Origin of the sequence: Thermoanaerobacterium sp. RBIITD (assembly GCF_900205865.1) — a bacterium.
Lineage (GTDB): Bacteria > Bacillota > Thermoanaerobacteria > Thermoanaerobacterales > Thermoanaerobacteraceae > Thermoanaerobacterium.
In genome coordinates this window covers 2,583,818-2,597,132 of sequence record NZ_LT906662.1, presented here as the reverse complement: position 1 = coordinate 2,597,132, position 13,315 = coordinate 2,583,818, and the positions used below count along the sequence as shown (strand labels likewise).

The 13,315-nt window shown below is 33.5% G+C and carries 10 protein-coding genes and 1 riboswitch; all 10 genes read right to left on the bottom strand.

The window, feature by feature from the left end; all coding sequences use genetic code 11:
• Positions 1 to 52: 52 nt before the first annotated feature.
• The 10 genes from CPG45_RS12475 to pyk all read right to left on the bottom strand — a co-directional run bounded on the left by CPG45_RS12475 (position 53) and on the right by pyk (position 13,311).
• Positions 53 to 2,467, bottom strand: coding sequence for a homocysteine S-methyltransferase family protein (locus CPG45_RS12475; protein ID WP_096232235.1), 2,415 nt, complete (start codon positions 2,465 to 2,467; stop codon positions 53 to 55).
• A gap of 15 nt (positions 2,468 to 2,482) precedes the next feature.
• Positions 2,483 to 3,394: a methylenetetrahydrofolate reductase gene (locus tag CPG45_RS12470; protein ID WP_096233603.1), complete on the bottom strand. Its 912-nt coding sequence runs from the start codon at positions 3,392 to 3,394 to the stop codon at positions 2,483 to 2,485.
• Between the two features lie 71 nt (positions 3,395 to 3,465).
• A riboswitch (SAM riboswitch) is annotated at positions 3,466 to 3,560 on the bottom strand.
• A gap of 123 nt (positions 3,561 to 3,683) precedes the next feature.
• Positions 3,684 to 4,157: a GNAT family N-acetyltransferase gene (locus tag CPG45_RS12465; protein ID WP_096232234.1), complete on the bottom strand. Its 474-nt coding sequence runs from the start codon at positions 4,155 to 4,157 to the stop codon at positions 3,684 to 3,686.
• A 438-nt stretch (positions 4,158 to 4,595) separates the two neighbouring features.
• Positions 4,596 to 5,702, bottom strand: coding sequence for an anti sigma factor C-terminal domain-containing protein (locus CPG45_RS12460; protein ID WP_096232233.1), 1,107 nt, complete (start codon positions 5,700 to 5,702; stop codon positions 4,596 to 4,598).
• Positions 5,692 to 6,198, bottom strand: a complete 507-nt coding sequence (locus tag CPG45_RS12455; RefSeq protein ID WP_096232232.1) for an RNA polymerase sigma factor — start codon at positions 6,196 to 6,198, stop codon at positions 5,692 to 5,694. The genes CPG45_RS12460 and CPG45_RS12455 overlap by 11 nt, the downstream gene beginning before the upstream one ends.
• A 401-nt stretch (positions 6,199 to 6,599) precedes the next feature.
• Positions 6,600 to 7,964: a 23S rRNA (uracil(1939)-C(5))-methyltransferase RlmD gene (rlmD, locus tag CPG45_RS12450; protein ID WP_096232231.1), complete on the bottom strand. Its 1,365-nt coding sequence runs from the start codon at positions 7,962 to 7,964 to the stop codon at positions 6,600 to 6,602.
• A gap of 240 nt (positions 7,965 to 8,204) precedes the next feature.
• Positions 8,205 to 10,316, bottom strand: coding sequence for a glucan 1,4-alpha-glucosidase (locus CPG45_RS12445; protein WP_096232230.1), 2,112 nt, complete (start codon positions 10,314 to 10,316; stop codon positions 8,205 to 8,207).
• A gap of 318 nt (positions 10,317 to 10,634) precedes the next feature.
• Positions 10,635 to 11,030: an FxsA family protein gene (locus CPG45_RS12440; protein ID WP_096232229.1), complete on the bottom strand. Its 396-nt coding sequence runs from the start codon at positions 11,028 to 11,030 to the stop codon at positions 10,635 to 10,637.
• A gap of 56 nt (positions 11,031 to 11,086) precedes the next feature.
• Positions 11,087 to 11,512 carry an acyl-CoA thioesterase gene (locus tag CPG45_RS12435; protein WP_096232228.1) on the bottom strand — a complete coding sequence of 142 codons (426 nt, stop codon included), beginning with the start codon at positions 11,510 to 11,512 and terminating at the stop codon, positions 11,087 to 11,089.
• A gap of 47 nt (positions 11,513 to 11,559) precedes the next feature.
• Positions 11,560 to 13,311, bottom strand: a complete 1,752-nt coding sequence (gene pyk, locus CPG45_RS12430; RefSeq protein WP_096232227.1) for a pyruvate kinase — start codon at positions 13,309 to 13,311, stop codon at positions 11,560 to 11,562.
• Between the last annotated feature and the right edge of the window lie 4 nt (positions 13,312 to 13,315).

The window sequence follows — 13,315 nt, the reverse complement described above, 5'->3', positions numbered from 1 at the left end:
AAATTAGGTACGATGATGTTTAGTAATTTCCTGCCACAATGACTCCGTAAATTTAGCCGCAATTTTTACAGCTTAAATTATCTCTCAAAAAAAAACTATCTGCAATTCTTACAGCATCTTGTGCACTTTTGCCGTAATAATCAGCACCTATCTTTAATGCATATTCTTCTGTCAGGACAGCACCGCCTACCATGACCTTTACGTCCGCATTCTGTTTAAGCAGCTTAATAATCTTTTCCATGTTAAAAAGCGTTGTCGTCATTAATGCGCTTAATCCCACAAGCGATACATTTGAACGCTTTACCTCTTCAAGAATTACTTCACCTTTCACATCTTTACCGAGGTCAATAACATCATACCCATAATTTTCCAAAAGAACCTTGACTATGTTTTTCCCTATATCGTGTACATCACCTTCTACAGTTGCAAGAATTATCTTACCTTTAGATACTGTACCTTTTGGCAGCCTCTCTTTTATTATCTTAAAAGCTCCCTGGACAACTTCTGCAGAGCTCAAAAGCTGCGGCAAAAAATAAATACCCTTGTCATACTTGTCGCCTACATCTTTTAATGCAGGTATGATAATATTATCTACTATTTTAAGCGGTTCCGCACCTTCGGCCAAAATATTCTCAACAATATTTTCAATTTTAGCCTTTTTACCTTCTAAAATATGATTGTATAAAAGTTTGTCATACTCTTCATTTTTTATATCTTTTTTAGAAGATGAATTTTTCACAGGTGTATTACTGCCATATATTTTTAAATAATTTATGCAACCCTTATCTTTGTTCATTAATACCATAGATGCCCTTAATGTATTCATCATTACATCATCGCATGGATTTATAATGGCAGTATCAAGCCCGTAGGATGCCGCCATTGCTAAAAATGCCGAATTAATTAATTTCCTTTCAGGAAGCCCAAAAGATACATTGCTTAAGCCAATTACGGTATTTACACCCAATTCACTTTTAACAAGCTTTATAGCTTCTAAAGTTTCTTTAGCCGCTTCTTGCTCTGAAGATACTGTCAAAACTATACAGTCTATTAAAATGTCATCTTTAGGTATACCATATTCTTTGGCAGTTTCAACAATTTTCTTAGCATTCTTTAATCTCTCTTCTTTATTTTTTGGAAGTCCGTTATCTCCTACAGTAAGCCCTACAACACATGCGCCATATTTTTTGACAATCGGCAATACTTCTCTTAAACTTTTTTCTTTTGCACTTACAGAATTAATTATAGGTCTGCCCCTTAAAATCCTCATTGCCTTTTCTATTGCTTTAATATTTGTACTATCTATCTGCAATGGAATATCTACTGCATTCTGAATCTCTGATACAGCCTTTACCATTATGTTTTCCTCATCTATACCTGGAACACCTACATTTACATCAAGTATGTCAGCATTCGATTTTTGCTGCCTTACCGCCTCATCAACCGCAAGGCTTATATCTCCTTCCTTTAATGCTGTGCTCAAACTTTTCTTCCCTGTCGGATTGATACGCTCACCTATAACCCTTAAAGGGTTATCCCCACCTATAAAAATTGTCTTTGCATTTGATGATACGGCTGTAAATTTATTAACGCGTACATATGGTTTAAAACCTTGGACAACACTTTTTACCAATCGAATATACTCAGGTGTTGTACCACAACATCCTCCGACTATCGATGCACCTTTTTTAATAAGTTCAGGGAAATAACTTGCAAAGTCATCAGGCATCAGATCATATACAGTCTTGCCATCTTTAATTGCTGGCATGCCTGCATTAGGCTGTGCAATAATAGGGATACGTGATACTGTAGACATTTTTTCAACTATATTAACCATCTTATCAGGACCTGTTGAGCAATTTACGCCAATTGCATCAAGCCCTAACCCTTGCAAGCTTACAACAACAGTTACTGGGTCTGAACCCATTAACGTCCTTCCATCCTCTTGAAATGTCATTGTACAAATTACCTTCATGTTTGTATTTTCCTTTGCCGCGAGGATAGCCGCCTTTGCTTCAAGCATATCAGACATTGTTTCAATCAAAACAATATCTGCACCAGCCTGTTCCCCTGCAATTACAACTTCCTTGAAAATCTCATAAGCTTCTTCAAATGCTATATCACCGTAAGGTTTCAGAAGTTCACCGATAGGTCCTATTGACAGTGCAACACTTTTCTCCTGTGCTGCATTTTTGGCAATTCGGACAGATTCACCAATTATTTTAGCCGTTTCTTTTTCAAGGCCGTATTTTGCCAATTTAGCTCTATTAGCACCAAAGGTATTTGTCTCTATCACATCTGCACCTGCATTGATATATGATTTGTGTATGTCAAATACAACATCCGGATGAGATATATTCATATACTCAGGACATTCACCGGTTTTTAGCCCTCTTTCCTGAAGTTGTGTTCCCATAGCTCCATCAAAAATTATTATCCGTTTCAACAGCTCTTTAAATATGTCCATATGCTGACCTCCATTTTAATTTGTCTCTACCTTCTTTTCTGAAAGCTTAAACTCCATATTATCAATTCTACTCGCTATATCAGCAACAACATCTACTTTTCCAAGCGGCATAACATGAATACCGCCAACATTGTTTCTTATATTCTTAATAAATTCGACGGCTATATTTATTCCTTCTTCTTTCCCTTTTATTTTTAATTTTTCAATTATATGTTCTGGAACATCTATTCCTGGAACTTTTTTATTTAAATTAACAGCCATTTTATAGCTTTTAAGAGGGAGTACGCCAACAAGTACTGGTATATTTAAAGCTTCTATCTTTTTTATAAATTTAAACAAAATATCTTCGTCATAAACCGGTTGTGTTTGTATAAAGGCAACTCCTGCATCTATTTTGCTTTTTAATTTGTCAATCGCTTTTTCAGTCAAATCATTGGGATTTGCAGTAGTTCCAATGCAAAATTCAGTAGATGACTCCAACTTGTTTCCACTATAATCATAACCGTTATTCAGAGAATTTACAATCTTTAAAAGTCCAATTGAATCGACATCGTAAACTCCTGTAGCTGTAGGTGTATCACCACGTGACGGATCATCTCCAGTTAAAGCAAGTACATTTCTGACACCAAGGGCATATGCACCAAGGAGCTCTGATTGAAGCCCAATCAAGTTTCTATCGCGGCAAGTAAGATGAAATATTGTTTCAATATTTAAGTGATTCTGCAAGAGATGCGCCAAGGCTATAGGGCTCATCCTCATGTTTGCCATAGGACAGTCTGTTATATTTAAAGCATCTACAATGCCTTTTAATTTTCTCGCTTCTTCAATTGTCTTCGTTATATCTGCTCCTTTTGGCGTGGAAATTTCAGCGGTAATTATAAACTCACCTCGGTTTAATTTATTACAAAGGCTTTCATCTTTAAACATCATAATCTCCTCCACAAAAAAATTCTTTAAAAAAACAAAAAATCTCTTCGCCAAAAGAAGAGATTTGACTTCTCTCATCTTTCAGCGATACGCTGCTGGAATTAGCACCGTGATATCCGGTTGCCGAGTTTCATAGGGCCAGTCCCTCCACTACTCTTGATAAGAGATTTAAAATATTAACTTGTTAAACTATATACTACAATGTATTTCTTAATATGTCAATAAAATTATTTTTTATACATTACAATAATTTAGTAAGTTTAATGTTAAGATTAGTCAAATACTTAATTTATCCTATACTTTTTTCAAGTTCGATTTCATCTCTTATTGGGATTCCATTATCCGCGATAAGCGGTATTTCAGGTTTTATTTTTCTTGCTTCATCAATAACTCCGGGATAAACGGCTTTTATTTTAAATCCTTTTTTTTGATAAAATCCAAGAGCATTAAGATTGTCATTTGTTGTTATAAGCCATATCCTATCACATCCCTCTTTTTTGGCTATCTCCTCAATTTTATTTATTAATGCAGTTCCAATACCTGCATTTTGTTTAAAACTTTCAAGAATTACAATTTCACACTCATTATTTTTTATGATATGCCCTATCATACCTATTACATTACCATCTTCATCATATGCAAAAAAACCTTTTAAATCTTCTGGCTTGTACACAGTATTATGTACGACAATAATTTCAGAACCCCAGTTTAGCTTTATGAGTTTTTTAAATATTTCATAATCCTCAATCACCTGAATTTGCATAACAACATCATCCTTACTAGCTTTTATTCCTTTACTCACTCTTCCAATTCATGTTGAAAAAGGTATTTTACTTGGTTATAGTAACATTATACTATAATTCAAGAAATAGAAAAAGGTCTATACGACATCTTTTTCGATAATATAATAACTTTCTGCACGGGATGTAAGCCATATTGTAAAACCCCCAGCATAATTTTTTATCCATTCCAAGCAAACTTTATATAACTTTTCGATTATGGTTAGATAGCTGCTTTATTCAAGTATTTGATTTTCATAGTAAAGAATTTATTAAATTATGTAAAAAAATAAGCCAGGACCTATCCCTGACTGCATTATCTCAATTTTTATATTCACTGTTGCTGTCAGTTATTTGTTCAAATTATGTGACTTTTTTATACCATATTCTCATTTTAAATTCAACATATGAGTAAACTTATATTAATATTTATCCGTAACTACCCCTAATGATGATGCTTTAATAAAAGGTAAGCCACGCAGCGATTTTAAGGTTTCTGCAGTACCTGTTACAACGACGCCTTGTATCTTGATGTTTTCCTTTTTTATTTTTCCATCTTTGTCTTTTAGATTGTCGTAAATCCTTTTAACCTCCGATTTGATACCGTTAACCTTATGATTATCTGTTTTAAGTTTTTCTATATCCTTTATATTATTTTCAAGAACACCTATAAAAAATTCTTCCGGATTTTTTATTAAATCACCATTGCTATCATAAACCTTTATTCCATATGCGGCTTTTTCAGAACATACATCTGCTGGATTATCCACGACAATAGATTTTCCATTTGGGAGTTTTTGAATATTTTCACGGGGTTTATGTGCTTCTTTTTCTTTGCTATTTAAATCATCAATCCAATACCATGTTAAAGTTACATTTTTGGGCATCATGTTATTTACTTCGTCGATGCTATATTCCTTGTCAAAAGATAATGCCATCTCAATATATTTGTCATTTCCTATGTCTTCTAATAAATTTAAGTCATTTTTGTATGTCTTGTATTTTACATACGGATAGAAAAAAATCATTTCCCTCTGTCCAAGTTCGTTGTACGTTGGTTTATTTAAACTGTCTTCATCAAAGCTTTTTCCGAATACTATAGCCGGTGAATTAATAGCCTGTACATCGACAGTGTTAAAAAGCCCGTAACTGTATTCCTGCTGACCTGTATAAACTACCTTACCTTCTATTATCTTGTAAGTTGAATAAACTGTTTTACCTCCAAAAATTCCTTCATACCTAATTGATTTTCCCATGTACATATCAGGGGCAGATATAATATTAAATAGCGACAAGGCCTCATCTATTAAAGAACTTTCCGACTGTGTTACTTTGTTTCCTATAAAGATACTGCTTATTGAAACAATCCCTATAACTATCAAACTTATAACTATAGTTCTTAAAATAGAGCGCCATTTTGCCCTTTTTACTGCTTTTTCAAATTTATCCTTCTTTGTGCTCTCAAAAATATCATCAAGATCTTTCTCATCATTATTGCCATTTCCGTTTATTTTTTTTTCATCTGCCATAGTCTAATACCTCCCATAATTCTTTAAATTTAATTCTTGCGCGATAAAGATATGTCTTTACTTTGCTTTCATCCAAATTCAAAATATTGCCTATTTCCTTATAAGATAAACCGATAAAATATTTAAAAATTAAAAGGGTTCTGTAACTTTCCTTTAATAAGCCAAGAACTTTTTGTACGTTTGCCTTCAGCTCTTCATTAAGCACATGGTCTTCTATCATACCATCTGAATGCAGGCTTGAAAGTATTCGATCGTCAAGTCCAATCTCCTCCTTCTTTTTCTTGTTATACAGGTTATAATATCTGTTTATTGATACCTTAAACAGCCAGGAAGAGATTTTTTCACCATCTAATGAATCAATGTACTCAATAGCTTTACATATGGTTTCCTGTACGATATCTTCCGCATCCTCTGAGCTCGCACCTATTTTCATCAAATACCTATGTATTACAAACATTTCTTTTAATAAAAGATCTTCTAACCTCTCATCTTTCATGTTTAACCTCCCTTAAATTTAAGGGTAAAAATGCCGTCATTTTTATAAAAGGGTCATGCAGTTAACTGCTTTCATTAATATAACAATTTAAGAAAATAAATGTATACACTTTTTAGATTTATTTTATGCAATTTATCAATAATCTCTGCTGTATTTATATTAATTGTCAATTAGTCGCCTCAAAAAAATTAAAATACTCTCATTTTTATACTATATGAGAGCATTTTATTTGTTTTATTAAATTGAATTTTAACAAATAAATCTATGTATTTTTGAATGTCTTACAAATTAATAAATTTATATCTTTCTTTAATCCCCATGAAATATTTATTATTTATTTAGTATTTTTCAATAATCTTATCGCAAAGTTCAGCGTATTGCTAAATATAATGCTCTTCATTCTAACTGTGTTTCCTTTTGAGCAAAACTACGCACTCGATGTGTGAAGTGAATGGAAACATGTCAACTGGTTGAACTTTTTCTGTTTTAAAACCATTGTCTTCAAGGTATCTTAAGTCGCGCGCTAATGTTGACGGATTGCAAGATACATAAATTATCTTTTCCGGTTTCATTTTTGTACAGGCTTCAAGTACGGCATTGTCGCAACCTCTTCTGGGTGGATCCACTACAATTACATCTGGTCTTATGCCTCTTTTATATAGTTTTGGCATTACCACTTCGGCTTTTCCTGCTATAAATTCAGTATTTTTTATATTATTTATCTCGGCATTTCTTTTAGCGTCTTTTATAGCTTCTTCTACGATTTCTATGCCATAAACATGTTTTGCCGATTTCGCAAAAAATAATGATATAGTGCCAATACCACAGTAGACATCTATAACAGTCTCATTGCCTTTTAAATCTGCATAATCTAATGCTTTATTATACAAAACTTTAGTTTGTACCGGATTTACCTGAAAAAATGAAAGTGGAGAGATTTCAAATTTTATATCCCCTATGTAATCCGTAATAAAATCATCACCAAATATCGTTATATTTTCCTTTCCCATTACTACTTTTAATCTACGCTTATTTATATTTAATACTATACTTTTAAGTCCACTTATATTTTCTTTCAAAGAATTTATTAATTCATCTTTGTGTGGTATGTCATCACCATTTATGACAAGTACAGCCATTACTTCACCTGTTTTAAATCCAACTTTAGTTACGATATGTCTTAAAAGGCCTTTCCCTGTTTTATCGCCATATGCCGTTATCTTAAAATCCTTCATCCAATCTCTAATAATCTTTGTAATCTTTATGCTTGTCTCGTTTTGTAACATACAAGTATCAATCGGAACAATATCATGTGTTTTTGCGGTATAGAAACCTGTAACTACTTCACCGTTATTAACTCCAACTGGATATTGTGCTTTATTTCTATAATTTTTTGGATTTTTCATACCAATTGTATCGGAAATTTCCACATTAATCTTACCAATTCTCGATAGATTATCTCTGACAATTTGTTTTTTAAACATCAATTGGCCTTCATAGTTTAAATGCTGCAGCATACAACCACCACATCTATCTGAATAAGGACATTGCGGGTTAATCCTCTCCAAAGATGCTACAATTATTTTAACTACATGCGCATTTAAATAATTTTTATGCGCTTCATCAATCCGTGCAACAACTTTTTCACCTATTAAAGCACCATCTACAAAAACAGCTATCCCATTTAACCTTCCTACACCTTGCCCTTCATGTGCCATATTATCAATATATATCTCATATCTATCGCCAACTTCGATGTTTTGCAAATGCAATCACCCCATACAAATATTCTTTTTTTATTATACTTCATATATAGCAAAAGTACTATTCACTTTTTGCACAGTCAAATCATGGTTAAATCAAAATTAAAAAGCAGAACAATTAGAAATTCGTAAGCGGCTTTTTGTTTCGCATTTACTAAAGTTAATAAAATAATATTATGTACTCACCTTGCGAAATAAAAAATGAAGCATGAGTAATATCCTTATGCTTCACTTTCACGTGCTTCATTTATTGATAATATATCTATTATATACAATATCAGGTCTATCAAGAACTTTATGTTCTATATTAGATGCAAATAAGATTACATATTCTGCATGTGCCCAATTAAGCGGTGATGCAGAACCTGTTGGAAGACCTGTATCCTCCCATATCTGTTCAGATATTATGCCGCCTTCATTTGCGTAATTCTCCATTGCTTTTACATATGGTGTCGCATCTTTTTCTGCTGCAATTTCGTACATTCCTCTCTCACCGGTAAGTAATGGCCATAATCTCCCTTTCCCTGTACCATGGTACAGCTCCGTCTTTGACGGTTCACCATATCCATCATGGTTATACCTATACCACGACGGTCCTTTTGGTGTGTCTATTTTTAATGTACTATCTACAACTTGTAATGTACTTAATATTTTTGGGTCATCAGGCGATTTTATACCAAGCCTTACAAGCTCGAGAAAGCTTGGATCTACTATTTCTTTCTGGTCATATGTACCGCCACCATTTGCAATGTTTATCATAAAATTAGAATTTGGATCAGGTAATCCTGCAATCCTGATATAATACTTTCCACTTCCGAGAAGTCCCTTTTCAGTGTATGTCAGTTTATCTATAAGTTTTTGCCAATTGTCAGCCTTTTCCTGATATTTTTTTGCTGCCTCAAAATCTTTATTCTGTTTTGCTATTTCAGATGCACATGTAAGTCCTGCAACTTCTGAGGCCATTGTTGCAGGGGAATAACCTCCTACTTCTTCCCATCTTTCTTGATTCGTCTTTGGTCCAACCTTCATAATAAAATCTGCAAGAGGTTTGACCATCTTTTTATAAAGGTCATACCTTTTAAGGCGATATGCAAGTATAATTGGATCAGCCTGTTCATCAAGCTGTATACCATTCCAATAGGGTTTACCGGTTATCCATGTATTTTGCGGAATCATACCATTTTCCTCTACTACTTTTGTGAGAAAATCTAATGCACGTCCAGCGGAGTCTTTGTCACCTGCAACTATAAAAGCATTTGCTATATGGTATAAGTCCCTCGACCATATAAGATGGTAGCCGCCTTTATTTTCATCACCTTGTCCTTCACCCCATGGTATTGAAAGTGAAGCAATGTATGCTCCCTTATTTGTCTTATCTTCGCTTGCTTTTAATATCATCATGCTGTTATAATATAGAGAATTTGCTTTACCACCATAGTTATTTAAGCTTTTACAATATTTAGTCCATTCAGATATATAATCACTTTTAAGCTTGTTGTAATTATCATTAAGTGTATTTAAGACTGTCTTTGCGGCATCCGCATCACTTTCGCCAAATGAAAGGACTGTCTCAAATTCGTTCTTCTTTGATAAATCCACCTCCGCAGCTTCTATGATGCTTCCTCTTCCACTGTCAAAATGTAATGTCATCTTTTTATTTTGCTGTAAGTCTTTCAATATATCATTCACATTATAATACCCTATAGAATAGCCAATCCACGGTACATCTGTAGCTAATGCTGAATAAATGTTTTCCCTTTTTGCAACTAACATATTCTTGCCATTTGACTTTATAACATATCCATCATTGTATTTTCCCTGATTTTTTATATGTGGATCATAGACAAGATAAAGCTTATAATCGCTGACATTACCTTTCAATGCTTCAAATTTAGTCTTCATAATAAGTGAATTTCTTTTTGGATCTGTAAATATTTCTTTCGTAATCCTGTATCTACCGGTTTTGTCTGTGTTTATGAGTTTAAAGCCTAAAGACTTTTCATCTAACTTTTCTACCTTACTCAAAGTATCTTTCGTCTCATCGGATACAAACGATTTTCCATCACTTACAATAAATTTTAGTTCCTTTGTGTTTGCAGTATCTATTGTAGGATAATAAACTTCAGATATCGCGCCATTTGCCAATGTAAACCACACTTTAGAATTATAATTATTTGCTGTACCGATCCCTTGCTTCTGTGCAGGTGCCCACGTATCATCATTTCCCGGTGCATTCACTGCTTTTGCATTGTCTAATTTTTGAATTTTTACTGACGATACATTACTGGAACATCCTGTTATTATAGAAAAAACGAAAATAAGTAAAAAAATACATGCTAAAGCTTTTCTCTTCATCAGAACACCTCCTCCATCTCTATTTTACTATAATATTTTCTTTTGCGCAAACGATTTTTCTAATTACATTATTTTTATCTATATAAATTTTTTATCTTTTTTGATTTTATCCAAAATGTTTAATTCAAAAGTAAGTCCTTAATTTGAATAAAAAGTTGATGAATTAAAATCCCTTTTCGGGGATATAGTTAGAAGAAACATTTTTGTTTACATTTTACAGAGAATATAAATACTTTCAAAATAAAAATGTGGGGACAATATGTCCCCGTAATACAATCGGTTACCAATTACCATTATAACCATTTTATTCTATAATATTCATCTTCTGAAAAAAAATCTTATTCCACCACCGCGGATGAGATATAGCAAATAACTTTTAAGCCACCTTTTTGCAGTATTACGTGTAGCAGGAATCAATAGTAAAAAACCCATCGCATCTGTAATTAGCCCAGGTGTTATTAATAGTACGCCACCAACCAGTACAAGTATGCCATTTAACAATTCATCACCAGGTACTCTTCCTTCATTTAAGGCATTTTTAAATTCTCTTATTACTTTGAAGCCTTCTCTTTTTAGCATTGAAACACCTACTATTCCAGCACCGACGACAATCAGAATTGTAGGTAGTACCCCGATATTCTTTCCCAAAACTATTAATATGTACAGTTCAATAAGTGGAACTACTATAAACAATGCAAGTATTTTATAATACATAAAACTATCTCCTTGCATTAAATGTAAAAACTTACAGTTAATGCATTTTACTTTTATCATTCTTTACCATCATAGCATTTTAACAACATCTCATATACTTCTGGCAATACCTTTTTTATGTTAACTGGCTTTTTCTCGAGTGTTGTGAAGGGATGTTCTGTAGTACCTTGTGCCAAAATTTTCCCGTCATCTTCCCTTATTATGTCGTAAGAAAATCTTATTCTCGTTCCTTTTAAGAAATCTATATGTGTCCTTATTATTACAATGTCATCATACTCTGCGGACCATAGATATTTGCAATGTGTTTCTATAACAGGAAGCATAATCTTATTATCTTCAAGTTGCCTATATGTCATACCAAGTGAGCGAAAAAATTCTGTCCTTCCTATTTCAAACCAATTTAAATAATTGGCATAGTATACAATACCCATCTTATCTGTTTCTCCGTAACGTACACGTATCTTTGCATCATATGAATACATATATATTCCCCCAAAAGTTAAAGACAAGAAGTGTTAAGCTTCCTGTCTTATTTGATATTTACTATTCCTTTATAGACAAGACCTCTCGCTGTATCAAGAGTAACCGTCATGCCGTCTTTCAATTTTGCTGTCACTCCTTCACATCCTACAATTACAGGTATGCCATAGTTAAGACCTACAATTGCAGCATGTGATGTGAGACCACCTTCTTCTGTTATTATAGCAGATGCTTTTTCTATTATCGGCATATAGTCTCTCTCAGTTTTTTGTGCTACAATAATATCTCCCTCTCTAAATTTGACCTTATCTTTATCAATATCGTGAATAACAGAGACAACACCGCTAATCGATTTTGTACCAATGCCTGTACCTTTTACTATTACATCTCCCACGATATGAACTTTCAGCATATTGGTTGTTCCAGTTGTAGCGACAGGTATACCCGCTGAAATTACTACTATGTCACCATTTCTTATAAGCCCCTCATTAAGTGCTGTATTTACAGATACTTCTATCATCTCATCAGTAGAATTAACTTCCTGTGAAACCAGTGGATATACACCCCATACAATACTTAACCTTCTAGCAACACCTCTATCAGGTGTCACCGCAATTATAGGTGATGATGGTCTATACCTTGATACCATTCTTGCAGTATATCCTGATATTGTAGAGGTAATTATGGCAGATGCACCTATGTCTCTTGCTGTTGTACATGTAGCATGGCTTATGGCGTTTGTTATAGAGACATTGTAGTCTATATTCTTGTCCGTATTTTCTTTATAATTAACATATGTTTCTATCTTCTCGGCTATTTTTGCCATTGTTTTAAATGCTTCTACAGGATATTTTCCTTGTGCCGTTTCACCTGATAGCATTATCGCGTCTGTTCCATCTAATATGGCATTTGCAACATCTGTTACTTCAGCTCTTGTTGGTCTTGGGTTTCTTATCATCGAATCTAGCATTTGTGTAGCTGTTACAACCGGTTTTCCAACTTTATTGCATTTTTCAATAATTCTTTTTTGAACAATTGGAATTTCTTCTATAGGTATTTCTACGCCCAAATCTCCTCGGGCAACCATAATTCCATCTGATACTTTTATGATCTCGTCGATGTTTTCTACACCTTCGCGGCTTTCTATCTTTGATATTATTAATATATGTCCAGCATCATTATCTTCAAGAAGCCTTCTTATCGAGATAACATCTGCCGCTTTTCTTACAAAAGATGCGGCTATCATATCTATGCCCTTTTTTATCCCAAATTCTATATCATCTACATCTTTTTGTGTCAACGCCGGAAGATTAAGCTTTGTCCCTGGAACGTTGACACCTTTATGATCGGCGATCAGGCCCGAATTTTCAACCATGCATATTATATCTTCACCTTTTACGTCATTTACTTTTAATGATATTAATCCATCATCAATTAATATGCGAGAACCTCTTTCAACATCCTGCGGAAGTCCTTTATATGTTACAGAGCAAATATTTTCATCGCCTTCAACTTCCCTCGAGGTTATCGTAAATGTTTGGCCTTCTTTAAGTTCGGCACCTCCATTTTTAAATGTACCAGTTCTAATTTCAGGTCCTTTTGTATCTAGCATTATAGCAATTGGCAAATTCAGCTCTTCTCTTATTTTCTTTATATTATCCATTCTTGAACCATGTTCTTCATGGTTACCATGTGAAAAATTAAGACGGCAAATATTTAGACCACTTTCTATTAATTCTTTTAATATTTCAAATTTCTCACTTGCAGGACCTATTGTACATATAATCTTAGTTCTACGCATATTT

Bases quoted from the DNA above. Each gene is read 5' to 3' on its own strand.
- CPG45_RS12435 (WP_096232228.1), bottom strand. From the start codon at position 11,512: ATGTATTCATATGATGCAAAGATACGTGTACGTTACGGAGAAACAGAT.
- CPG45_RS12440 (WP_096232229.1), bottom strand. From the start codon at position 11,030: ATGTATTATAAAATACTTGCATTGTTTATAGTAGTTCCACTTATTGAA.
- pyk (WP_096232227.1), bottom strand. From the start codon at position 13,311: ATGCGTAGAACTAAGATTATATGTACAATAGGTCCTGCAAGTGAGAAA.
- CPG45_RS12455 (WP_096232232.1), bottom strand. From the start codon at position 6,198: ATGAAAGATGAGAGGTTAGAAGATCTTTTATTAAAAGAAATGTTTGTA.
- CPG45_RS12475 (WP_096232235.1), bottom strand. From the start codon at position 2,467: ATGGACATATTTAAAGAGCTGTTGAAACGGATAATAATTTTTGATGGA.
- CPG45_RS12470 (WP_096233603.1), bottom strand. From the start codon at position 3,394: ATGTTTAAAGATGAAAGCCTTTGTAATAAATTAAACCGAGGTGAGTTT.
- CPG45_RS12460 (WP_096232233.1), bottom strand. From the start codon at position 5,702: ATGGCAGATGAAAAAAAAATAAACGGAAATGGCAATAATGATGAGAAA.
- CPG45_RS12445 (WP_096232230.1), bottom strand. From the start codon at position 10,316: ATGAAGAGAAAAGCTTTAGCATGTATTTTTTTACTTATTTTCGTTTTT.
- CPG45_RS12465 (WP_096232234.1), bottom strand. From the start codon at position 4,157: ATGCAAATTCAGGTGATTGAGGATTATGAAATATTTAAAAAACTCATA.